The sequence below is a fragment of the Ensifer sp. PDNC004 genome (genome assembly GCF_016919405.1).
Lineage (GTDB): Bacteria > Pseudomonadota > Alphaproteobacteria > Rhizobiales > Rhizobiaceae > Ensifer.
Window position 1 is genome coordinate 1,454,356 of sequence record NZ_CP070353.1, and the last position, 22,807, is coordinate 1,477,162.

The 22,807-nt window shown below is 63.5% G+C and carries 18 protein-coding genes; 15 read left to right on the forward strand and 3 right to left on the reverse strand.

Going from position 1 to position 22,807, the window contains the following annotated elements; all coding sequences use genetic code 11:
* The first annotated feature begins 3 nt into the window (after nt 1-3).
* The 10 genes from JVX98_RS15365 (at nt 4) to rpmG (ending at nt 11,915) form a co-directional block, all read left to right on the forward strand.
* A complete protein-coding gene (locus tag JVX98_RS15365; protein WP_043614107.1) occupies nt 4-945 on the forward strand; it encodes an aspartate carbamoyltransferase catalytic subunit in 942 nt (313 codons plus the stop codon).
* Entirely contained in the window at nt 942-2,234 is a 1,293-nt protein-coding gene (locus tag JVX98_RS15370) for a dihydroorotase (protein WP_205239107.1), read from the forward strand. Before JVX98_RS15365 ends, JVX98_RS15370 begins: the two co-directional genes overlap by 4 nt.
* Nucleotides 2,235-2,264: 30 nt before the next feature.
* Nucleotides 2,265-2,876: a glycerol-3-phosphate 1-O-acyltransferase PlsY gene (gene plsY / locus JVX98_RS15375; RefSeq protein ID WP_192447250.1), complete on the forward strand. Its 612-nt coding sequence runs from the start codon at nt 2,265-2,267 to the stop codon at nt 2,874-2,876.
* Nucleotides 2,876-4,024, forward strand: a complete 1,149-nt coding sequence (gene dprA / locus JVX98_RS15380) for a DNA-processing protein DprA (protein WP_205239108.1) — start codon at nt 2,876-2,878, stop codon at nt 4,022-4,024. Before plsY ends, dprA begins: the two co-directional genes overlap by 1 nt.
* A 207-nt stretch (nt 4,025-4,231) precedes the next feature.
* Nucleotides 4,232-6,898: a type I DNA topoisomerase gene (gene topA / locus JVX98_RS15385; RefSeq protein ID WP_192447252.1), complete on the forward strand. Its 2,667-nt coding sequence runs from the start codon at nt 4,232-4,234 to the stop codon at nt 6,896-6,898.
* 2 nt (nt 6,899-6,900) lie between these two features.
* Nucleotides 6,901-9,273 carry a ribonuclease R gene (gene rnr / locus JVX98_RS15390; RefSeq protein ID WP_205239109.1) on the forward strand — a complete coding sequence of 791 codons (2,373 nt, stop codon included), beginning with the start codon at nt 6,901-6,903 and terminating at the stop codon, nt 9,271-9,273.
* A 26-nt stretch (nt 9,274-9,299) separates the two neighbouring features.
* Complete coding sequence (locus JVX98_RS15395) at nt 9,300-9,755, forward strand: DUF983 domain-containing protein (protein WP_043614190.1); 456 nt, start codon at nt 9,300-9,302, stop codon at nt 9,753-9,755.
* Nucleotides 9,752-10,456: an NUDIX domain-containing protein gene (locus JVX98_RS15400; RefSeq protein WP_205239110.1), complete on the forward strand. Its 705-nt coding sequence runs from the start codon at nt 9,752-9,754 to the stop codon at nt 10,454-10,456. The genes JVX98_RS15395 and JVX98_RS15400 overlap by 4 nt, the downstream gene beginning before the upstream one ends.
* A 13-nt stretch (nt 10,457-10,469) precedes the next feature.
* On the forward strand, nt 10,470-11,654 hold the full coding sequence (locus JVX98_RS15405) for an MFS transporter (protein ID WP_043614093.1): 1,185 nt from the start codon (nt 10,470-10,472) through the stop codon (nt 11,652-11,654).
* A gap of 93 nt (nt 11,655-11,747) precedes the next feature.
* The gene (rpmG, locus tag JVX98_RS15410; RefSeq protein ID WP_034795357.1) at nt 11,748-11,915 is read left to right on the forward strand and encodes a 50S ribosomal protein L33; all 168 of its coding nucleotides are present in this window, start codon (nt 11,748-11,750) and stop codon (nt 11,913-11,915) included.
* Between the two features lie 578 nt (nt 11,916-12,493).
* On the opposite strand, the gene JVX98_RS15415 is transcribed toward rpmG, so the two are convergent.
* Nucleotides 12,494-13,861, reverse strand: a complete 1,368-nt coding sequence (locus tag JVX98_RS15415; RefSeq protein ID WP_205239111.1) for a PleD family two-component system response regulator — start codon at nt 13,859-13,861, stop codon at nt 12,494-12,496.
* Nucleotides 13,862-13,878: 17 nt separating this feature from the next.
* Nucleotides 13,879-14,250, reverse strand: coding sequence for a response regulator (locus JVX98_RS15420; RefSeq protein WP_003537642.1), 372 nt, complete (start codon nt 14,248-14,250; stop codon nt 13,879-13,881).
* Between the two features lie 156 nt (nt 14,251-14,406).
* Between JVX98_RS15420 and JVX98_RS15425 the strand changes: the two genes are divergently transcribed.
* The 4 genes from JVX98_RS15425 (at nt 14,407) to JVX98_RS15440 (ending at nt 18,149) form a co-directional block, all read left to right on the forward strand.
* Entirely contained in the window at nt 14,407-14,676 is a 270-nt protein-coding gene (locus JVX98_RS15425) for a DUF3572 domain-containing protein (protein ID WP_192447257.1), read from the forward strand.
* A 2-nt stretch (nt 14,677-14,678) separates the two neighbouring features.
* Nucleotides 14,679-15,320: a hypothetical protein gene (locus JVX98_RS15430; protein WP_205239112.1), complete on the forward strand. Its 642-nt coding sequence runs from the start codon at nt 14,679-14,681 to the stop codon at nt 15,318-15,320.
* Nucleotides 15,321-15,487: 167 nt separating this feature from the next.
* Nucleotides 15,488-16,780, forward strand: coding sequence for a DNA polymerase IV (locus JVX98_RS15435; protein WP_205239113.1), 1,293 nt, complete (start codon nt 15,488-15,490; stop codon nt 16,778-16,780).
* Between the two features lie 139 nt (nt 16,781-16,919).
* On the forward strand, nt 16,920-18,149 hold the full coding sequence (locus tag JVX98_RS15440; RefSeq protein ID WP_205239114.1) for a L,D-transpeptidase family protein: 1,230 nt from the start codon (nt 16,920-16,922) through the stop codon (nt 18,147-18,149).
* A 109-nt stretch (nt 18,150-18,258) separates the two neighbouring features.
* Here JVX98_RS15440 and dnaE read toward each other — a convergent pair whose 3' ends face one another.
* On the reverse strand, nt 18,259-21,756 hold the full coding sequence (gene dnaE, locus JVX98_RS15445; protein ID WP_205239115.1) for a DNA polymerase III subunit alpha: 3,498 nt from the start codon (nt 21,754-21,756) through the stop codon (nt 18,259-18,261).
* A gap of 418 nt (nt 21,757-22,174) precedes the next feature.
* On the opposite strand from dnaE, the gene JVX98_RS15450 reads away from it, so the two are divergent.
* Nucleotides 22,175-22,750 carry a hypothetical protein gene (locus JVX98_RS15450; protein ID WP_205239116.1) on the forward strand — a complete coding sequence of 192 codons (576 nt, stop codon included), beginning with the start codon at nt 22,175-22,177 and terminating at the stop codon, nt 22,748-22,750.
* Nucleotides 22,751-22,807: the final 57 nt, after the last annotated feature.

Genomic DNA, 22,807 nt, shown 5'->3' on the forward strand with positions numbered 1-22,807 from the left:
CCCATGATCACTTTCCCGCATCGCCACCTGCTCGGCATCAAGGGGCTTACGGAGCAGGATATAACCTATCTGCTCGATCGCGCCGATGAAGCCGTCCAAATCTCCCGTCAAAGAGAAAAGAAGACGTCGACGCTTCGGGGTCTGACGCAGATCAACCTCTTCTTCGAGGCCTCGACCCGCACGCAGTCTTCCTTCGAGCTTGCCGGCAAACGCCTTGGCGCCGACGTGATGAACATGTCGGTCGGCAACTCCTCGGTAAAGAAGGGAGAAACGCTGATCGACACGGCGATGACGCTGAACGCCATGCACCCCGATGTGCTGGTCGTGCGCCATTCGTCGGCGGGTGCTGCCGCCCTTCTCGCGCAGAAAGTCTCCTGCTCCGTCGTCAACGCCGGCGACGGCCAGCACGAGCACCCGACGCAGGCGCTGCTCGACGCGCTGACGATCCGCCGCGCCAAGGGCAAGCTCTCGCGCATCATCGTCGCCATCTGCGGCGACGTGCTGCACTCGCGTGTGGCGCGCTCCAACATTCTGCTCCTCAACCAGATGGGCGCACGCGTCCGCGTCGTCGCACCGGCAACGCTGCTTCCTTCCGGCATCGCCGACATGGGCGTCGAGGTCTACCATTCGATGGCCGAGGGCCTGAAGGATGCGGATGTCGTCATGATGCTGCGCCTGCAGCGCGAGCGCATGGCCGGGTCCTTCGTGCCGTCCGTGCGCGAATACTTCCACTACTACGGGCTCGATGCGGAAAAGCTGAAGGCGGCCAAGGAGGATGCGCTTGTCATGCATCCCGGGCCGATGAACCGCGGCGTCGAGATCGCCTCGGAAATCGCCGACGGGCCGCAGAGCGTGATCGAACAGCAGGTCGAGATGGGCGTTGCCGTGCGCATGGCAGTGATGGAAACACTGCTTCTCTCGCAGAACCAGGGGCCGCGCACATGACCAGACCACTCGTTCTGAAGAACCTTCGCATCGTCGATCCCTCGCGCAATCTCGATGAAGTCGGCACCATCGTCGTCGGCGACGACGGGCATATCCTTGCCGCCGGTGCCGATGCCCAGAACCAGGGCGCGCCGGATGGCGCCTTCGTCAAGGACTGCGCCGGGCTCACCGCTGTCCCGGGCCTCGTCGATGCCCGCGTCTTCGTCGGCGAACCGGGCAGCGAGCACCGCGAGACCTTCGAGTCCGCGTCGCGGGCGGCCGCTGCCGGCGGGGTCACCACCTTCATCGCCATGCCGGAGACCGATCCCGTCATCGACGACATCGCACTCGTCGAATATGTGAAGAAGACGGCGCGCGACAAGGCGCTCGTCAACGTGCACCCGGCCGCAGCGCTGACCAAGGGCCTCGCCGGCGAAGAAATGACCGAGTTCGGTCTGCTTCGCGAAGCGGGTGCCGTCTGCTTCACCAATGGCCGCCGCTCGATCCACGACACGCTGGTCCTGCGCCGCGCCATGACCTATGCGCGCGAATTCGGCGCCGTCATCGCCCTTGAAACGCGCGACAAATATCTCGGTGCCAACGGCGTCATGCACGAAGGCCTGCTTGCCAGCTGGCTCGGCCTTTCCGGCATCCCGCGCGAAGCGGAGATCATTCCGCTCGAGCGCGACCTGCGCATCGCCGGGCTGACGCGTGCCGCCTATCACGCCGCCCAGATCTCGGTTCCCGAATCGGCAGCCGCAATCCGCACCGCACGCGAGCGTGGCGCCAATGTCACCTGCGGCGTATCAATCAACAATCTGGCGCTGAACGAGAACGACATCGGCGAGTACCGGACCTTCTTCAAGCTTTCGCCGCCGTTGCGCAGCGAAGACGATCGGGTCGGCATGGCCGAGGCGCTCGCCGACGGCACGATCGATATCATCGTTTCCTCGCACGACCCGCAGGACGTCGATACCAAGCGGTTGCCCTTTGCCGATGCCGCCGATGGCGCGATCGGCCTGGAAACGCTGGCCGCGGCCGCGCTTCGCCTGCATCATAGCGGCCAGGTGCCGCTGATGCGCCTGATCGACGCGATGTCGACGCGTCCGGCGGCGATCTTCGGTCTCGATGCCGGTACGCTGAAACCCGGCGCCAAGGCGGACATCACCGTCCTCGATCTCGACGAGCCCTGGGTGCTTTACGAAGAGGCGATCGTTTCTCGCTCCAAGAACACGCCGTTTGAAAATGCGCGCTTTACCGGGCGGGTCGTGCAAACCTATGTTGCCGGCAAGCTGGTGCATTCGGCCTAAGCCGAAAGCGATCGCGCGGGAGGGGAACCGGTGGAACTATTGTCCTGGCAGCTTGGGCTGCCCTCTACGCTTCTAAGCCTTGCCTTCGGCTATCTGCTCGGCGCGATCCCGTTCGGGTTGATCCTGACGCGCATGGCCGGGCTCGGCGACGTGCGCAAGATCGGCTCCGGCAATATCGGCGCGACCAATGTGCTGCGAACCGGCAACAAGAAGCTTGCTGCCGCGACGCTGTTGCTCGACGCCCTGAAAGGCTCGGCCGCAGCCTTCATCGCATCCTACTGGGGCATCGAGGCCGGAATTGCCGCCGGCTTTGCCGCCTTCATCGGCCATCTCTACCCGGTCTGGCTTGGCTTCAAGGGCGGCAAGGGCGTCGCGACCTATATCGGCGTGCTGCTCGGCCTTGCTCCTCTGATGGTGCTCGCCTTTGCGGTCATCTGGCTCGGCATGGCGAAAATCAGCCGCTACTCCTCATTGTCCGCCCTGGTTGCAACGGCTATCATCCCGGTTCTACTTTACGCGGTAGGCAACGAGAAGGTCGCCCTCCTCTTTGCCGCCATGACGGTCATCACCTGGGTAAAGCACCGCGCCAACATACAGCGGCTGCTTGCCGGCACGGAAAGCAAGATCGGAGACAAGGGATAATGTCTGAGGCCAGCGCAGGACGAACCGGAGTGGCGCTGACCGAACGACAGAAAATATCCTGGCTCCGGCTGATCCGTAGCGACAATGTCGGCCCCATCGCCTTCCGCGACCTGATCAACCATTTCGGCACCGCCGAAAACGCACTCGATGCCCTGCCGGAACTGTCGCGGCGCGGCGGCACCAAACATAGCTATCGCGTGGCATCCATCGCCGAAGCCGAACGGGAACTGGAGGCGGCACGACGCCACGGCGCCATCTTCGTCGGCATCGGCGAAGCGGCCTATCCCTCGGCGCTGCGGCAGATCGACGGCGCTCCTCCTCTCCTTGCGATGAAAGGCGATCTCAGCGCGGCTGCCCGCCCGTCGCTTGGCATCGTCGGTTCACGCAACGCTTCGGTCAGCGGCGCGAAGTTCGCGGCGATGATCGCGCGCGACGCCGGTCGCGCCGGTTATGTCGTGACCTCGGGCCTTGCGCGCGGCATCGACACGGCCGCCCATCGCGCCAGCCTCGATACCGGTACCATCGCAGCCCTTGCCGGCGGGCTCGACCGTCCCTATCCGCCCGAGAACGTCGGCCTGCTCGAAGAAATCACGGCTGGTCGGGGCCTCGCGATCAGCGAAATGCCTTTCGGCTGGGAGCCACGGGCGCGCGACTTTCCGCGCCGCAACCGGCTGATCGCCGGGATCAGCCTCGGCGTTGCGATCGTCGAGGCCGCGCACCGCTCCGGCTCGCTCATCACCGCGCGCTACGCCGCCGATTTCGGCCGGCTCGTTTTTGCGGTTCCCGGCTCGCCGCTCGATCCGCGCTGCCATGGCACCAACGATCTCCTGAAACAGGGCGCGATCGTCACGACCGGCCCGGATGACGTGATCGAGGCGCTGGCGCCACTCAGCCAGCTGGAGCTGCCGCTGCCGGGCGTGCGGGAACCGGATGGTCAGGCGCGGGCTGGTGTTCCGGCGAGCGCGAGCGACGGCGACCGCGCCGCGGTCAGCACCGCGCTCGGCCCGACGCCGGTCGAGATCGACGATATCGTCCGCCACACCGGGCTTTCGCCGGCGCAGGTCTATCTGCTGTTGCTGGAGCTTGATCTTGCCGGCCGCCTCCATCGCCATCCCGGCGGTTTGGTGTCCGTGGCAGCAACGGAATGAGGACTGGCCTGACGGCGCACCAACCTTTTCTGAGGGCGGAAACGACCCAATCCTGCATGAGTTGCATAGTCTGCTCTCATCGTTATTTTGGGCGAACCCCCTTGACCCCGTTCGAATCCCTGTCCATTTCGGGGCGTCGATATCAGGCGAAGTACGGCGCAAACGGCGCTGACGCCGAACCAGGACCGGTTGTCTCAGAAAATGACGATGAATGTTGTAGTGGTGGAATCGCCTTCCAAGGCAAAGACGATCAACAAGTACCTGGGCCCCGGCTACAAGGTACTGGCTTCGTTTGGTCACGTGCGCGACCTGCCGGCGAAGGACGGTTCGGTCCGTCCCGACGAAGACTTCGAGATGTCCTGGGAAGTCGACAGTGCCTCGGCGAAACGCATGAAGGACATCGCCGACGCGGTCAAATCCGCTGACGGCCTCATTCTCGCAACCGACCCGGATCGCGAAGGTGAAGCGATTTCCTGGCACGTACTTGACCTTCTGAAGAAGAAGAAGGTGCTCGGCGACAAGCCGGTCAAGCGCGTAGCCTTCAACGCCATCACGAAAAAGGCCGTTCTCGAAGCGATCGCTCATCCGCGCGACATCGACACCTCGCTGGTCGACGCTTACCTGGCGCGCCGCGCACTCGACTATCTCGTCGGTTTCAACCTCTCGCCGGTGCTCTGGCGCAAGCTGCCGGGTGCCCGCTCGGCTGGCCGCGTGCAGTCGGTGACGCTGCGCCTCGTCTGCGATCGTGAAAACGAGATCGAGCGCTTCATCTCCGAGGAGTACTGGAATATCTCGGCGCTCTTGAAGACGCCGCGCGGGGACGAGTTCGAGGCGCGTCTCGTTTCGGCCGATGGCAAGCGTCTTGCGCCGAAGGCTGTCGGCAACGGCGAAGAAGCAAATCGTCTCAAGACCCTGCTCGATGGCGCCGCCTATGTGGTCGATAGCATCGAAGCAAAGCCGGTCAAGCGCAACCCGTCGCCGCCTTTCACCACCTCAACACTGCAGCAGGCCGCCTCCTCCAAGCTCGGCTTCTCCGCTTCGCGCACCATGCAGGTCGCGCAGAAGCTCTATGAAGGCGTCGACATCGGCGGCGAGACGGTCGGTTTGATCACCTATATGCGTACCGACGGCGTGCAGATGGCGCCGGAAGCGATCGAAGCCTCGCGCCTTGCGATCGCCAGCCAGTTCGGCGACCGCTATCTACCGGAAAAGCCGCGCTTCTATTCGACCAAGGCGAAGAACGCCCAGGAAGCGCACGAAGCCATCCGCCCGACCGATTTCAACCGCACGCCGGATGAGGTCCGCCGCTTCCTCGATGGCGACATGCTCAGGCTCTACGACCTCGTCTGGAAGCGCGGCATCGCCAGCCAGATGGCATCCGCCGAGATCGAGCGCACAACGGCTGAAATCACCGCCGACAACGGCGGCCAGAAGGCCGGCCTGCGCGCTACGGGTTCCGTCATCCGCTTCGACGGCTTCATCGCCGCCTATACGGATGCCAAGGAAGACGGCGAGCAGACGGACGACAGCGAAGACGACGGCCGCCTGCCGGAGATCAATGCTCGCGAGAACCTCGCCAAGCAGAAGATCAACGCCTCGCAGCACTTCACCGAGCCGCCGCCGCGCTATTCCGAAGCAAGCCTGATCAAGAAGATGGAAGAGCTCGGCATCGGCCGGCCGTCCACCTATGCCGCGACGGTCACCACCCTGCTCGACCGCGACTACATCACCAACGACAAGCGCAAGCTCATCCCCCAGGCTAAGGGGCGGCTGGTGACGGCGTTCCTCGAAAGCTTCTTCACCCGTTACGTCGGCTACGACTTCACGGCATCGCTCGAAGAAAAGCTCGACCAGGTCTCGGCCGGCGAGGTCAACTGGAAGGACGTTCTGCGCGACTTCTGGAAGGACTTCTTCGCCCAGATCGAGGAAACCAAGGAACTGCGCGTCACCAACGTGCTCGACGCGCTGAACGAAGAGCTCGCGCCTCTGGTTTTCCCGAAGCGCGAAGACGGTGGCGACCCGCGCATCTGCCAGGTCTGCGGCACCGGCAAGCTGTCTCTGAAGCTCGGCAAGTACGGCGCCTTCGTTGGCTGCTCGAACTATCCGGAGTGCAACTTCACCCGCCAACTCTCCTCCGAGAGCAACGGCGAGGAGGCCGCCGTTTCGAACGAACCGCAGGCGCTCGGCAAGGATCCGCATACCGGCGAGGAAATCACGCTCCGGAGCGGCCGCTTCGGCCCCTACGTCCAGCGTGGCGACGGCAAGGAAGCCAAGCGCTCAAGCCTGCCGAAAGGTTGGACGCCGTCGACGATCGACCACGAGAAGGCGGTCGCCCTGCTGTCGCTGCCGCGCGATATCGGTGCCCATCCGGAAAGCGGCAAGATGATCTCGACCGGGCTTGGCCGCTACGGGCCGTTCGTGCTGCACGACGGCACCTATGCCAATCTCGAATCGATCGAAGACGTCTTCTCGATCGGCCTCAACCGCGCGGTCTCGGTTCTCGCCGACAAGCAGTCGAAGGCCGGTGCCGGCCGTGGCCGCACCGCCGCCGCATCGCTCAAGGAACTCGGCGACCATCCCGATGGTGGCCCGATCACCGTGCGCGACGGCCGCTACGGCCCCTATGTCAACTGGGGCAAGGTCAACGCCACCCTGCCGAAGGGCAAGGATCCGCAGTCGGTGACGGTCGAGGAGGCACTTGTGCTGATCTCGGAGCGTGCCGCCAAGGGCGGAACGACCAAGGGCAAGGCAACCAAGGCCAAGACGACCAAGGCAGCGGCGAAGTCCGAGGACGGCGCCAAGGCGACCAAGGCTAAGGCCAAGGCGCCCGCCAAGAGCAAAACAAAGACGGCCGCCAAGGCCAAGAAGGACTGATCTTGACCAGAATACCGCGCGACCCGACCGAACAGTCCGGCAAGAGAAGCCAGGGCAAGAAGCCAGCTCGCGCGGCAAAGGGCGGATCGGCCCAGCCAAGCGAACCGATCATCCACGGCGCGGTCCCGCCGCGTGACGTGCTGATGCGCTTCATCGCCGAAAACCCGGACCGCGCCTCCAAGCGCGAGATCGCCAAGGCCTTCGGGCTGAAGGGCGAGACCCGCGTCGAACTGAAAGCCCTGCTGAAGTCGCTGGAAGTCGACGGCATGGTCGAAAAAAAGCGCAAGTCGCTGGTGCGTCCGGGCGCCCTGCCCCCGGTGACCGTGCTCGACATCACCATCCGCGATGTCGACGGCGAGTTAATCGGCCGCCCGGCCGAATGGCTCGACGACGACGGCGTCGCGCCGGCGGTGCTGATCAAGCAGTCGGCCGTCGCCAAGGGTAAGGGCAAGGCTCCTGTCGGCGGTCTCGGCGACCGGGTGCTCGCCAAGATCTTCCCGGCCAAGGAGCGTGGCGGTCCTGCCTATACGGCGCGCATCATCAAGGTTCTGGACAAGCGCAAGGATGCCGTGCTCGGTGTCTTCCGTTCGACGCCCGGCGGCGGCGGACGGCTGATGCCGATCGAAAAGCGCGGCGAGGAAATCCTGGTTGATCCGGAGTTCACCGGCAATGCTCAGGACGGTGACCTGGTCGAGGTGCAGCTGTCGCGGCTCGGCCGCTACGGCCTGCCGCGCGCGCAGGTGCAGACCGTCATCGGTTCGGTCGCCTCGGAAAAGGCGATCTCGATGATCGCCATCCACGCCCATGGCATCCCCCACGTCTTCCCGGAGCGGGTGATCGAGGAGGCCAACGCCGCCGGTCCGGCCACCATGGCGCACCGCGAGGACTGGCGCTCGCTGCCGCTGATCACCATCGATCCGGCCGACGCCAAGGACCATGACGACGCCGTTTATGCGGAGCCGGATCCGTCCGAAGACAATCCCGGCGGCGTCATCGTCACGGTGGCAATTGCCGACGTCTCGTACTACGTGCGCCCGAAGTCCGCTCTGGACCTGGAAGCGCTGAAGCGCGGCAACTCGGTCTACTTCCCCGATCGGGTCGTGCCGATGCTGCCGGAACGCATCTCCAACGATCTCTGCTCGCTCAAGGAAGGCGTCGACCGCCCGGCGCTTGCCGTGCGCATGCGCTTCTCCAAGGAGGGCCGCAAGGCCGGCCATACCTTCCATCGCATCATGATGAAGAGTGCGGCAAAACTCTCCTACCAGCAGGCGCAGGCAGCGATCGACGGCAATCCGGACGACAAGACCGGGCCGATCCTCGAGACGATCCTGAAGCCGCTCTGGGAAGGCTATCGCATCCTCACGCGCGGCCGCGACCGGCGCCAGCCGCTCGAGCTCAACATGCCCGAGCGCAAAATCATCCTGAAACCCGACGGCACGGTCGACCGTGTCTTCGTTCCCGAACGCCTCGACGCGCACAGGCTGATCGAGGAAATGATGATCCAGGCGAACGTCGCCGCCGCCGAGACGCTGGAGCAGAAGCGCCAGGCGCTCATCTACCGCGTGCACGACCAACCGTCGCTTGCCAAGCAGGAAAGCCTGCGCGAATTCCTCGCGACGCTCGACATCTCGCTCGTCAAGGGCGGAAACATGCGCTCGAACCACTTCAACGGCATTCTCGCCAAGGCCGAAGGCAAGCCCTTCGAAACCATGGTCAACGAGATGGTGCTGCGCTCGCAGAGCCAGGCGATCTACAGCCCGGAGAACATCGGGCACTTCGGCCTCAACCTTTTGAAGTACGCGCACTTCACCTCGCCGATCCGCCGTTATGCCGACCTCATCGTGCACCGGGCGCTGGTTGCCTCGCTCGGTCTGGGCGAAGGCGGGCTGACGTCGCAGGAAGAGGCGGTGCTCGACGATATCGCCGCCGAGATCTCGACCTTCGAGCGCCGTGCCATGGCGGCCGAACGCGACACGGTCGACCGGCTGATCGCGCACCATCTCAACGGTCGCGTCGGCGAAGAATTCGATGGCCGCGTCTCCGGTGTGACCAAGGCGGGACTCTTTGTCACCCTGCCCGCCTATGGCGCCGACGGCTTCGTTCCGATATCAACACTCGGACGCGACTACTTCATCTATGACGAGGCGCATCAGGCGCTTTCCGGCGAGAAGACCGGGCTCGGCTATCGCCTTGGCGATCCCGTACGCGTCAAGCTCGTCGAGGCCGTGCCGCTTGCCGGTGCGCTTCGCTTCGAGATGCAGAGCGAAGGACGCAAGATGCCGACGGCAACGCGCTCCTTCCACAAGTCCGGTCGCAGGGATCGCACCGGCGCCCGGAAGAAGCCGGGAACACGGCCGCCGCGCGGCCGGCGATAGGGTCCCGATAGGACAGAGGAATGCACATGAAAGCAGCATCAGGCGAAACACTTCATCTGGGCGGGTCCAAAAGCGACGAGCGCTCCGTTAGTCTTTCGATGAAGCGCGGCTTTCTCGGCCGCTGTCCGGCGTGTGGCAGCGGCAAGCTGTTTCGCAGCTATCTCAAGTCGGTTGAGACGTGCGCGGCCTGCGGCGAGCGCATGGACCACCACCGCGCCGACGACTTCCCGCCCTATATCGTCGTGACCATCGTCGGCCACCTCGTGCTTGCCGGCTACATGGCGACCGACCTCATTTTGCCGCTCAACAGCTGGCAGCATCTCGCCATATGGGCGCCGATCACCGTCATCAGTTCGCTGGCGCTGTTGCAGCCTGTAAAGGGCGCCGTCATCGGCCTGCAATGGGCGCTGAAGATGCATGGCTTCGGCGGACACGAGGATGCCCCTGAGGACGTACTGCCGCCGAGGGACGAACGGGCATGACGCCGGCACGGGCGACGGGCAGTGAGCCCAAGCCTCCGCGTCCCGCGACCCTGCGGCCCCGGGATGCCGCTTCGATCATGCTGCTCGATCGCGTTGGCGGCCGCGTGCACGTGCTGATGGGGCGGCGCCATAGTGCCCACGCCTTCATGCCGGATCTCTACGTGTTCCCCGGCGGACGTCGCGATACTGGCGATCACCGAATTGGCTTCGGTTCCGATCTTCATCCCTCCGTCCTGCGAACGCTGAAGGTTGCCGGCGCGCGCGGGCTGTCGGATGCCCGGGCGCGCGCGCTCGCGCTTGCGGCCCTGCGTGAACTCTACGAGGAAGCCGGCATCGCCATAGGCGCGCCGCTTCCGTCCGCGGAAGCTCCCGTTCCCTTTCTTCCCGATCTTGCAAAGTTGCGCTATATGGCTCGGGCCATCACCCCTCCAGGCAACACGAGGCGGTTCGATACGCGCTTCTTCGCCGTGTTCGCCGACGAGGCCGAAATCGATCCCACGCGGTTCCTGGACAGTCGGGAGCTTCAGGATTTGCAGTGGATCGATGTGAACGCTACGCCGTCGCTACGGATACCTGACATCACCGCGGTCATCCTCGCGGACCTCCGGAACGGACTGGACGCCGATCCTTCGCTGCCCTGCGAACGACCGGTTCCGCTCTACACCTCGCGCCATGGGCGCTTCGTGCGCACATTGCTCTAAGGATCCGCGTCAGATGTCACAGCCATCGCCCGGTACGGCTGCACCGGTAGAGGAAATTCACTGGCGGTCGCTGATCGCGGCCGTCGCCGCCATCAGCGCGGTCGGCATCGCCATCGGCCTCGGCCTGCCGCTGCTTTCCATCATCATGGAGAAGCGCGGGATTTCCTCGACCCTCATCGGCCTGAACTCCGCCATGGCGGGCCTGGCATCGATGGTGGCTGCCCCGTTCACGACGAAGTTCGCGCACCGACATGGCGTAGCGCCAACGATGCTCTGGGCCGTACTGATCGCGGCCACCAGCGCGCTCGGCTTTTATTACATCACCAATTTCTGGCTCTGGTTCCCGCTCCGGATCGTCTTCCACGGAGCGATCACCGTCCTCTTCATTCTCTCCGAGTTCTGGATCAACGCGACGGCACCACCGCGCAAGCGCGGCTTCGTGCTCGGGATCTACGGCACATTCCTGTCGCTTGGGTTCCTGACCGGACCGCTTCTCTTTTCGATCCTCGGCAGCGAAGGCCTCCTGCCCTTCCTCGTCGGCGCCGGCGTCATCCTGTTGGCGTCCGTGCCGATCTTTCTTGCGCGCGACGAAAGCCCTGTCATCGACGAGAAGCCGGAGCGGCATTTCCTGCGCTATGTCTTCCTCGTACCCACGGCAACGGCCGCCGTCTTCATCTTCGGCGCGGTCGAATCAGGCGGCCTTTCGCTGTTCCTCATCTTTGGAACACGGTCCGGTTTCAGCGAATCGCAGGCAGCGCTGCTGCTGACGGTCATGGGCGTCGGCAACTTCATCTTCCAGATACCGGTCGGCATGCTTTCCGACAGGGTGAAAGACCGCCGCACACTGCTCTCGGCGATGACGCTGATCGGCCTCATCGGCGCGCTGTTCCTGCCGCTCTTGGTGGAGAGCTGGTTCCTGATGGCAATCGTGCTGTTGTTCTGGGGCGGCTGCGTCTCCGGCCTCTACACGGTCGGCCTTAGCCACCTGGGCTCACGGCTTCAGGGCGCGGATCTCGCGGCCGCCAACGCGGCCTTCGTGTTTTCCTATGCCGTCGGTACCGTCGCTGGGCCGCAGGCGATCGGCGCGGCGATGGACGCCACCGGCAACAACGGCTTTGCCTGGGCGATCGCCGGCTTTTTCGGTCTCTATGTCGCGCTTTCGGTGGTCAGGATCGTTTTGAAACCAAAACGGTCTTGACTTTTCGGCCGCGATTTGTAGTTTCGCGCCAACCTTGCCCGTGGCCCGCAACCGGTTGTCCACGGCTTTCATTGTTACAAAGGCAGGACGACCATGGCAAAAGCCACTACCATCAAGATCAAGCTGCTTTCGACAGCCGACACGGGTTTCTTCTACGTCACGACCAAGAACAGCCGTACGATGACGGAAAAGATGACGAAGACCAAGTACGACCCGGTCGTCAAGAAGCACGTCGAATTCAAGGAAACCAAGATCAAGTAAGATCGCAGGTTTTCGGGAATTGAAGGGCGCCGACCGCAAGGTCTGGCGCCTTTTCCTTTTTGGGCCAGCGCCTGGGGCATCTCGCAAAATTTGCCGAGCGCAACGCGTTCACGCCGGCGCCAGCAAACGGCTCGCCCTCCCCGGCTCTTGCCCCAGAATCAAAACGCCGCCCCGAAGGCGGGACGGCGTGTCGGAAAGGGGGTCGGCTGGCCTCTGACTGCGGCACGAGGATTCCGCGGACGCCAAAAGCCAACCGACCGACCCCACGACCCAGGAGATGCGGCGGACCTGAGCATCATGGGGTAACGAATATCGCAGAAGGCTGACGCCCCCTCTTTCATGAGCATCACCTGAAAATAAAAAAAAATCAACGAATTCTTAATGCGCGGAGCGGTGCCGCTCGGCGCATGGTTAATTCTGTATCAGACCTGGACAGGCACACTGCATGATCCCTGCTGCTACCCAAACTCCCCGGTAGCAAGAGGTGGCGCGAGAATACAACTTTGAATGCAGGCCGCAAGAGGAAGCCCAAGAAATTCCTTGAAGGGCGCCGAGGCCTGAGACGCGTTAGCCGCGGCTCAGGCGGCGGCTGCCACCACCCGGTTACGGCCTTCATGCTTGGCCTGATAAAGCGCCGTGTCGGCGCGCTTCAGCAGCGCTTCGGCCGTGTCGTTGCCGGGCCTGAGCGTCGCAATCCCCATGGATGCGGTGACCTTCAAGGGGCCATCCGCCTGCGGGATCGCAAATGGCAGGCTTTCGATGATCGTGCGCAGACGCTCGGCGACACCGGCTGCCATTTCGGCGGAGGTATCCGGCATGACCACGATGAACTCTTCGCCGCCGAACCGGCAGGCAAGGTCGGCTCCACGCACCGTCGTGCGGATGCGATTGGCGAATTCCCGCAGCACTTCGTCGCCGACATCGTGACCATAGGTATCGTTGACCTGCTTGAAGCGGTCGATGTCGGTCATGCAGATGGAAAGCGGCCGGCCGCGCGCGGCGGCACGATCCATCAGCAGCTTCAGGTGCGTGTCGAAATAGCGCCGGTTGTGCAGCCCGGTGAGGCCGTCGGTGACGGCAAGCTCGATGGTCTGCTGCACGCTAGACCGCAGCCTGTCATTGCAGTGCTTGCGCCGGATCTGGGTCATCGAGCGGGCGATCAGTTCATTGGGGTCGACCGGCCGCATCAGGTAATCCGTCACGCCGAGATCGAGCGCGCGGACGACCAACTCGTCGCTGCCCTGCTCGGCGATCAGCAGGATAGGGATGAAACGGGTGCGCTCCAGCGAACGCAACTGCGAGCAGAGCCGCAACGGATCGTAGTCGTCGAAATTCGCATTGACGATGACGAGGTCGAAATTGTTCTCCGCCGCCTCGAACAATGCCGCCTGCGGATCGGAGATGACCGAGACCTCGGCAATCGGCTTGAGGGCGCGCTGCAGCCGCTCCTGCGACGAGCCGCGGCCATCGACGAGCAGGACGTTGCCGGGCTCGTCAGGCCGGTCCGCCCGGCCAACATCTTCAAGCCCGATCGTCTGCGCCGTCTGGGCCCGCAGGCGCAGCTCATCGCTGACGTTCTTCAGCCGCACCAGGCTCTTCACCCGCGACATCAGCTGCAGATCGTTGACGGGCTTCGTCAGGAAATCGTCGGCGCCGGCCTTCAGGCCACGCACGCGGTCCGAAGGCTGGTCGAGCGCGGTGACCATGACAACCGGGATATGTGCCGTCTTCGGGTTCGCCTTCAGCCGCTCGCAGACTTCGAAACCATCGAGACCGGGCATCATGATATCGAGCAGCACCAGGTCGATGGGCGTCTTTTCGCAGAGCGCCAGGGCGGCATAACCGTCACTGGCCGTCAGCACGTCGAAGTACTCGGCAAGTAACCGGGCTTCGAGCAGCTTCACATTGGCCGGAACGTCATCGACAACAAGAATACGCGCAGTCATATCAATTTTCCCGCCGCTCAGGCATCGCCCAGGTAGGTTTTGATCGTCTCAATGAACTTTGGTACCGAGATCGGCTTGGAGACATAGGCTTCGCACCCGCCCTGGCGGATCCGCTCCTCGTCGCCCTTCATGGCAAAGGCGGTCACGGCGATGACCGGGATGACGTGTAGTTCGTCGTCTTCCTTCAGCCACTTCGTCACTTCCAGGCCGGAAACCTCCGGCAGCTGAATGTCCATGAGAATGAGATCGGGCCGATGCTTGCGCGCAAGCTCGAGCGCTTCCATGCCGTTGCGAGTCTGGATCGTCGCATAGCCAGAGGCCTCGATCAGGTCGCGGAAGAGCTTCATGTTCAGCTCGTTGTCCTCAACAATCATCACCTGTTTGGGCATGTCGATCCCTTGCTGTCCATCGTCACCTTGCAAGTCTCCTCAGGACAATTAACGTGCGGAGCCGACGACTCGACCCATTTCCTCAACGTCAGAGATAGGCCTATTTGGTTGAAAAATAGGTAACTCCGCACGTAAAAACCATACGGGGACAAACCATTGAAGAGCGCCGACGAAATTGCAGTAGACATTCTCGCCTGGCTTGCCGGCGAGCCAGAACTCCTGTCCCGCTTCCTGGCGCTGACCGGCACGGACCCGACGGCGCTGCGCAACGCCATCGCCGAACCCGGCTTCATGGGCGGGCTCGTCGCCTTTCTGATGGACCATGAGCCGACCCTGATGGCATTCTGTACAGCGACCGGTACGGCGCCCGAAGACGTTGTGCGCGCCCATATGGTACTTTCCGGCCACGCAGGCTTCGAGGATTGAGGGTGGCAAACGCGCCGAGAGTTCACAGCATCACGCTTGGCAACCGCCCACTGATCGTCAGTGACATCGACGATGTCGTGCTCGAATTCATCAATCCGTTCAAAGCGTTCCTCAAGAGCTGCGGCCATGTGCTGCTGCCCCGGTCGTTCCGCCTGACCGGCAACATCATCACGCATGCCGACGAGCAGCCGGTGGCGGAGCCGGAGGTCAAAATCCTGCTCGACGCCTTCTACGGCTCGCAGGATCGTTGGCAGACGCCCGCCGCCAGAGCCGTGGAGACCCTGTCCGCATTGTCGGAGGAAGCCGACATCGTCTTTCTGACCGCGATGCCGCCGCAGCACGCCACGGTCCGCCGCGCGCTTCTCGATCAGCTTGGCCTTCCCTATCCGCTGCTTGCGTCCGAAGAGCCCAAGGGCCCGATCGTCCAAAAACTTCACGGCGGCCGAACCGTCCCGCTGGTCTTCATCGACGACATGCTTCGCAATTTGCGATCGGTGAAGGATCACGCGCCGTCCTGCCTGCCGATCAACCTCATGGCCGACTCGGATTTCAAGGCGCTCGCGCCGAAGATCGACGCAGACATTCGTGCCGTCGCCGATTGGCCGGAGGCAGCCGCGGCCATTCGCGCGCATTTCCGCGGCTAGCCCGGACCGGCTGCCCGTCGGCGCAAACTCAGCCCCGCCGGCGCTGCGCGAGACGCGCCTGGCGATCCTTTTCAACGGCGACAATTGCATTGTGATTTCCAATCGCGCCTCCTTGAGACTCGCTAGAGTAGAGCCTAAGGTCGCAATGTTCAATATTTGTTCCCGATATGCCCGACAGCGCTGCTCACTTTCCAGGCTTCTGCCGCGACTGCCTCAAGGAACAGGCGGCGTCGGTGCGGCGCTGCCTAGCCTGCGGCAGCCCGCGCATTCTGCGGCATGCTGAGCTCTATGACCTGACGCTGGCGCACATCGATTGTGACGCCTTCTATGCCTCGATCGAGAAGCGCGACAACCCGGAGCTCGCCGACAAGCCGGTGATCATCGGTGGCGGCAAGCGCGGCGTGGTATCCACCGCCTGCTACGTCGCCCGCATTCACGGCGTGCGCTCGGCGATGCCGATGTTCAAGGCGCTGGAAGCCTGCCCGCAGGCGATCGTCATCAAGCCCAATATGGAGAAATACGCGCGTGTCGGCCGCGAGGTGCGCACGCTGATGCAGGAACTGACACCGCTGGTGCAGCCGCTGTCGATCGACGAGGCCTTCCTCGAACTCAGCGGCACGGAGCGGCTGCATCACGATCCGCCGGCGCGCACGCTTGCGCGTCTTGCCCGCCGGATCGAGTTGGAGATCGGCATCACCGTCTCGGTCGGCCTCTCCTATTGCAAGTTCCTCGCCAAGGTGGCGTCCGACCTGCAAAAGCCGCGCGGCTTTTCCGTCATCGGCCAGGCCGAAGCGCTGGACTTCCTGCGGGAAAAGCCGGTGACCCTGATCTGGGGCGTCGGCAAGGCCTTTGCCGCGACGCTGGAGCGTGACGGCGTGCGCACGATCGGGCAATTGCAGACCATGGAGGAAGGCGACCTCATGCGCCGCTACGGCACTATGGGGCAGCGGCTCTTCCGCCTGTCGCGCGGGCTCGACGAGAGAGCGGTCGAAATCGACGGCGAAGCCAAGAGCGTATCCGCAGAGACGACGTTCAACGACGATATCGCGCGCTATGACGACCTTGTCACGCATCTGCGGCGCCTCAGCGAGCAGGTGGCTCACCGGCTGCGAAAGTCCGAGCTCGCCGGCCAGACGGTCGTTCTCAAGCTCAAAACCGCCGACTTCAAGATCCGCACCCGCAACCGGCGCCTGGACAGCCCTACCCGCCTTGCCGACCGCATCTTCCGCATCGGCCTGCAGCTTCTCGAAAAAGAGGCGGACGGAACGAAGTATCGGCTGATCGGCATCGGCGTCAGCGATCTCTCCGCCCCGGACCTCGCCGATCCGCCGGATCTTGTCGATCCCGCGGCCACCAGACGCGCTGCGGCCGAGGACGCGATGAACAGGCTGCGCGACAAGTTCGGCAAGGCGAGCGTCGAAACCGGCTACACGTTCGGCACCAGAAAACGCGATCCATAAGACCGCAGGCGCGCTTGCCGCAGCAGACACACCTCGCAGAGCGATCACGCAACCTTGATCGACCCCACACACATCAGGATGAATTCCTTAAAGATTGGCGACTAGGCTTGTCCGCCAAGTCACGTGTTGGGTTGAGTGTATGGTATCGCGTTTCGCTCTCACCGCCAGCGTCGTCGCACTGCTCTTGTCGCCGGCCACCGGTTTTGCAGGCAGTCGCGGGCCGCTGCAGATCATCGTCTCGAAGGACCAGCAATCGCTCGTCGTCTATGACGGGGACGCTGTCATTGCGACGTCGCCGGTCTCGACCGGCAAGGCGGGTCACACCACGCCATCGGGCATCTTTTCGATCCTCGAAAAGCGGCGCCATCACAAGTCGAACATCTATTCGAACGCGCCGATGCCCTTCATGCAGCGGCTCACCTGGTCGGGCATTGCGCTGCACGGCTCCAATCACGTGCCGGACTATCCGGCCTCTCATGGCTGCGTGCGGTTGCCGAGCCAATTTGCCGCCTCGCTCTTCAAGATGACCGAGCGCGGCGTGCACGTGCTGATCTCCGACCGGCAGATAACGCCCCTGGAGGTTAAGAGCGCCCTGCTCTTCCGACCGGCTCCGATCGACCTCCAGCCACCACTTTCCGACGTGCCACTGAGACCCGCGATCAGCCAGGCCGGCGACACGCCGGTGGAAGTGGCAATGCGGGAGCCACCCGGCGGCGCCCATTCGGCGCGATCCACCGAGGAGCCAATCCGGATCCTGATCACCCGCAGCGACGCACGCGACACCATGCGCGAGGTTCAGTCGTCCCTCGATTTCCTCGGCTACGCACCCGGTGCGATCGACGGTCATGCCGGGCCAGCGACGATTGCGGCCCTGCGCGCCTTCCAGGCAAGCGAGGGCCTCGACGGCGACGGCAAGCTGACGCCTGAACTGACCGACAGGCTTCTGCGCAAGGCCGGCCGTACGCCGCCGCAGAACGGCAAGATCCTCGTGCGGCAAGGCTTCAAGCCGCTCTTTGAGGCCGGGCTTACGATCGACAAGCCGGAAGAGGCACTCGGAACCCATTTCCTCCAGTTCCGCCACAATGAGGAGCAAGGTGCCGAAGGCAAATGGTTCGGCGTCTCGCTTGAGAACCACCTGCCCGCCTCGACGAGGAAGCGCCTCGGCATCTCCATGGAGGCCGATCCCTTCGCCTATAATGGAATCCAGCGCACGCTCGCGCGCATGACGATTTCCGACGATGTGCGCAAGCGCGTGGAAGCGTTGCTCGCCGAAGGCTCATCGCTGTCGATCGCCGATATGGAAAGCGGACTGGAGACCGGTCAGGGCACCGATTTCATCACCATCACCCGGACACGTCCGGGCGACTGATCCGCTCCAGACCGGCAAACGACACCCGACCAGCGTCCGGCCGCCGGTCGCGAGGTTCCAAACCTGCTCAGACGCCGCTCCACTGCGATCGAGCGGAACCCCTCTCGGATTACACCAGTTCGACGTCGATGACGCCCGGCGCCGAGCGCAGTGCTGCAGCGATCTCCGGTGAAATCCGGAACTTCTCGCTCAGCTCCACCTCGATCTCGCGCTGGCCGTTGTCCTTGATGACGACGAAGGAGACGAGACCATCGCCCCTGGTGTTGAGGTGCGAAGCGATCGATTTCAACGGGCCGGAATCGCGCACATAGACGCGCAGCGCCTTCTGCAGTTGCAGCGATTCTTCTTCGAGCGAACGCAGCGTCTGGATGCGCAGGCCTATGCCTTCCGGCCGCTCTTCGGCAGCCACCGTCATGACCAGCGATTTGCCGGGCTCGAGCAGGTCTCGATACTGGTGCAGCATCTCGGAGAACAGAACCGCTTCGAACTGGCCGGAGGAATCCGAGAAGGCAATGATGCCCATCTTGTTGCCCGTGCGTGTCTTGCGCTCCTGCTTCGAGGTCACGGTTCCGGCGAGCCTTCCGGCCGTCGCCCCCTTCTTCACCGAGCCTGCGAAATCGCCGAAGGTTTGTACGCGCATCTTGGCGAGCAGCGCATTGTAGGTGTCGAGCGGATGGGCTGAGAGATAGAAGCCAAGCACCTGGAACTCGCGGTGCAGCTTTTCCGAGGCGAGCCACGGCGTGTAGGTCGGAAGCGCAATGCGCTCCGGCCCGGTGGCGGCACCTGCGCCGAACATATCGCTCTGCCCGCTCGTCTTGTTTTCCTGGGCACGCTGGGCAAATCCGAGAATGCGATCAAGCCCGCCGACCAGTTCCGCCCGGTCATAGCCGAAGCAATCGAAGGCGCCAGCGGCAATCAGGCTTTCGAAGACCCGGCGGTTGAGAAGCTTGGGGTCGATCCGCAGGCAGAAGTCTTCGAGGCTTGCAAAGGCCTTGTCGCCGCGAACCTCGACGATGTGCTCGACGGCCGATTCGCCGACGCCCTTGATCGCTGCAAGCGAGTAGTAGATGCGGCTCTCGCCCGTCTGGAAATGCCGGAACGAGGTCTGCACCGACGGCGCGATCACCTCGATGCCCAGGCGCTTGGCATCCTGGCGGAAGTCGTTGACCTTTTCGGTGTTGGACATGTCGAGCGTCATCGACGCCGCCAGGAACTCCACCGGATAGTGCGCCTTCATATAGGCGGTCTGATAGGACACGATCGCGTAGGCTGCCGCGTGCGACTTGTTGAAGCCGTAGTTGGCGAACTTGGCGAGCAGGTCGAAGATCAGGTCGGCCTGCGGCTTCGACACCTCGTTCTTGACGGCGCCGTCGACGAAACGGGCGCGCTGCTTGTCCATCTCCTCCTTGATCTTCTTACCCATGGCGCGGCGCAGAAGGTCGGCCTCGCCGAGCGAATAGCCAGAGAGCACCTGGGCGATCTGCATCACCTGCTCCTGGTAAACGATAACGCCCTGGGTTTCCTTGAGCAGGTGGTCGATCTTCGGATGGATCGACTCGACCTCCTCCTCACCATGCTTGCGGGCGTTATAGACCGGGATGTTCTCCATCGGGCCCGGGCGATAGAGCGCCACCAGCGCGATGATGTCCTCGATGCAGTCGGGCCGCATGCCGATCAGCGCCTTGCGCATGCCGGCACTTTCCACCTGGAACACGCCGACCGTTTCGCCGCGCGACAGCATCTCGTAGGTCTTCGGATCGTCGAGCGGGATGCTCGCCAGATCGACCTCGATGCCGCGCTGCTTCACGAAATCGACGGCGACCTTCAGGACGGTCAGTGTCTTCAGGCCGAGGAAGTCGAACTTGACGAGACCGGCCTGCTCGACCCACTTCATGTTGAACTGGGTGACCGGCATGTCGGAACGCGGATCGCGATACATCGGCACGAGCTGCGACAGCGGCCGGTCGCCGATCACGATGCCGGCGGCGTGGGTCGAGGCGTGGCGGTAGAGGCCCTCGATCTTCTGGGCGATATCGAGCAGGCGGGCGACCACCGGCTCCTTCTCGGCCTCTTCCTGCAGGCGCGGCTCTTCCTCTATCGCCTTGGAAAGCGGCGTCGGGTTGGCCGGGTTGTTGGGCACCAGCTTGCAGATCTTGTCGACCTGGCCATAGGGCATTTCCAGCACGCGGCCGACGTCGCGCAAGGCGGCACGCGCCTGCAGCGAACCGAAGGTGATGATCTGCGCCACCTGTTCGCGACCGTACTTGCGCTGCACGTAGCGGATCACCTCTTCGCGCCGGTCCTGGCAGAAGTCGATGTCGAAGTCGGGCATCGAGACGCGCTCGGGATTGAGGAAGCGTTCGAACAGCAGCGAGAAGCGCATCGGATCGACGTCGGTGATCGTCAGCGCATAGGCGACGAGCGAGCCGGCGCCCGAGCCGCGGCCCGGCCCGACGGGGATGTCGTGCTGCTTGGCCCATTTGATGAAGTCGGCAACGATCAGGAAGTAACCGGGGAACTTCATGCGCTCGATGACGCTGAGTTCGAAGGCCAGGCGCTCGCGGTATTCCTCTTGGGTGTAGCCGGGCGCCATGCCGAGCCTCGCGAGGCGATCTTCGAGGCCCTCCTCCGCCTGGCGACGCAGTTCGTCCGACTCGGCGCGCTCGGCCTCCTCCGGATCCGCCGTCGCGCCGGTAAAGCGCGGCAGGATCGGCCCACGGGTCTTCAGCATGAAGGAGCAGCGCCGGGCGATCTCGAGCGTGTTTTCCAGCGCCTCGGGCAGGTCGGCAAACAGCGCCGCCATTTCCTTGCGGCTCTTGAGATAATGGTCCGGCGTCAGGCGGAAGCGGCTGTCGTCCGAAACCATGGCATTGTGCGCGACCGCCATCAGGGCGTCATGCGCCTCGTAGTCGGAAGGCGACGGGAAGAAGGCCTCGTTGGTGGCGACAAGCGGAATGTCGAACTTGTAGGCAAACTCGATCATCCGGCTTTCGTGCCGCCGGTCGTAGCCACCATGCCGCTGCAGCTCGATATAGAGCCGATCGCCGAAGAGGTCATGCAGGGCTTCGAGGCGCGCTTCGGCGAGCGCCGTCGAGCTCGTCTTCATGGCGACATCCACCGGACCACCGGATGCGCCGGTCAGCGCAATCAGCCCCTCGGTGCCGCACTCGGCAAGCCAGGAGCGGGTGATGCGCGTCGCCTGGCTGCCCTCGCCGCTGAGATAGGCGCGGCTGACGAGATCGACGAGGCGCGTATAGCCGTCATCGGTCGCCGCGATGAGCACGATCGACGGCAGCTTGGCAAGCTGGTGCCCATGGCCGCGTCGATCCCCCTCGGTCTCGTCTTCCATGTCAATCGACAGCTGGCAGCCGGTGATCGGCTGCAGCCCGTCACCGGCTGCCTTCTGCGAGAATTCCAGCGCTGCGAAAAGATTGTTGGTGTCGGCGATCCCGATCGCCGGCTGGTTGTCGGCGACCGCCTTGCCGATGACCTTCTTCAGCGGCAGGGCGCCTTCGAGCAAGGAGAAGGCAGAGTGGACGCGCAGATGCACGAATTGCGGATCCGTGCCGAGCGCCTCACTCGATGCTGCCTTGCTGTCGTCTGCCATTGTCGCACCCTGATTCCTGTCCACTCGGAAGGATATCCCGTTTATCACCCGCCATGTCCAGATTCCCCTGGCATGTCGTCCCCCTTATTCAATGGGGATGAGGCGCTTTGCGGAGGTGCTTGAGAGAAAATATCGACGCCCGCCTTCAGAGGCCGAGCGCGATGAAAGAGATGCTTGCGATGAACAGGCTCATCGACGCGAAGGCGGCGAGGTCACGAACAAAATCAGTCATAACATGGCTCCTTTTCCGTTATGTTTTTACTTTGTTCCATTTTTGTTCACGCGTCAAGCAATACACAGGCGTTCTGTTCACGATGGTTAATACGGCGCGTGAATGCAGGTTAACCGGCGGGTAAGCCGCTTGAGGAAAGTGCCGCGCCCGCATATCAAGGGGAACAACCACGCGGAGCGCTCCGACATGCTTGCACGCCTGATTCTCCCCTCGCTGCTACTGCTATTTCCTGCCGTTGCCTCGGCGGCCGACGCAATCGACCCCGCCCGTATCGTCTCTGCGGCGACCGGCGACTGGGACAAGGACGGTTCTTCCGATCTCGCGCTGATCGTGCGACCGGCCGAAGGCAGCGACGAGGACAACGGCGTCCTTCTCTACCTCACCGGCGACAACGGCGCGCTGGCATTGAAATCGGCCATTCCGAACAAGGTCTGGGGTCAGTTCGAACTCGTCGGCCAAGCGCCCTCGATCGAAGCGCTGCCCAGCGGCTCACTGCTCATCACCAGTCACAACGATGCCATCGGGCGTGACCGCTGGGAACAGAAGCTGACGGTCGCCTATCGCAACTTCGACTTCGTCGTGGCGGGCTACACCTACTCGTCCTACGATACGCTCGATCCCGACAACACCGCGCAATGCGACCTCAATGTGCTGACTGGCAAGGGCAAATCCAACGACAAGCCAGTCGAAACCAAGGGCGAGCTCGTCCTCCTCAAGGACTGGACCGACGATCGCGGGCAGAAGGCTTGCGGCCTGCAATAATTGGGTGAATGTTCCCTATTTGTTCTTTACAACCTCGACGGACCGCTGCATCCTCTT

Bases quoted from the DNA above. Each gene is read 5' to 3' on its own strand.
- JVX98_RS15365 (WP_043614107.1), top strand. From the start codon at position 4: ATGATCACTTTCCCGCATCGCCACCTGCTCGGCATCAAGGGGCTTACG.
- JVX98_RS15370 (WP_205239107.1), top strand. From the start codon at position 942: ATGACCAGACCACTCGTTCTGAAGAACCTTCGCATCGTCGATCCCTCG.
- dprA (WP_205239108.1), top strand. From the start codon at position 2,876: ATGTCTGAGGCCAGCGCAGGACGAACCGGAGTGGCGCTGACCGAACGA.
- topA (WP_192447252.1), top strand. From the start codon at position 4,232: ATGAATGTTGTAGTGGTGGAATCGCCTTCCAAGGCAAAGACGATCAAC.
- JVX98_RS15395 (WP_043614190.1), top strand. From the start codon at position 9,300: ATGAAAGCAGCATCAGGCGAAACACTTCATCTGGGCGGGTCCAAAAGC.
- JVX98_RS15400 (WP_205239110.1), top strand. From the start codon at position 9,752: ATGACGCCGGCACGGGCGACGGGCAGTGAGCCCAAGCCTCCGCGTCCC.
- JVX98_RS15405 (WP_043614093.1), top strand. From the start codon at position 10,470: ATGTCACAGCCATCGCCCGGTACGGCTGCACCGGTAGAGGAAATTCAC.
- rpmG (WP_034795357.1), top strand. From the start codon at position 11,748: ATGGCAAAAGCCACTACCATCAAGATCAAGCTGCTTTCGACAGCCGAC.
- JVX98_RS15415 (WP_205239111.1), bottom strand. From the start codon at position 13,861: ATGACTGCGCGTATTCTTGTTGTCGATGACGTTCCGGCCAATGTGAAG.
- JVX98_RS15420 (WP_003537642.1), bottom strand. From the start codon at position 14,250: ATGCCCAAACAGGTGATGATTGTTGAGGACAACGAGCTGAACATGAAG.
- JVX98_RS15435 (WP_205239113.1), top strand. From the start codon at position 15,488: ATGCCCGACAGCGCTGCTCACTTTCCAGGCTTCTGCCGCGACTGCCTC.
- JVX98_RS15440 (WP_205239114.1), top strand. From the start codon at position 16,920: ATGGTATCGCGTTTCGCTCTCACCGCCAGCGTCGTCGCACTGCTCTTG.
- dnaE (WP_205239115.1), bottom strand. From the start codon at position 21,756: ATGGCAGACGACAGCAAGGCAGCATCGAGTGAGGCGCTCGGCACGGAT.
- JVX98_RS15450 (WP_205239116.1), top strand. From the start codon at position 22,175: ATGCTTGCACGCCTGATTCTCCCCTCGCTGCTACTGCTATTTCCTGCC.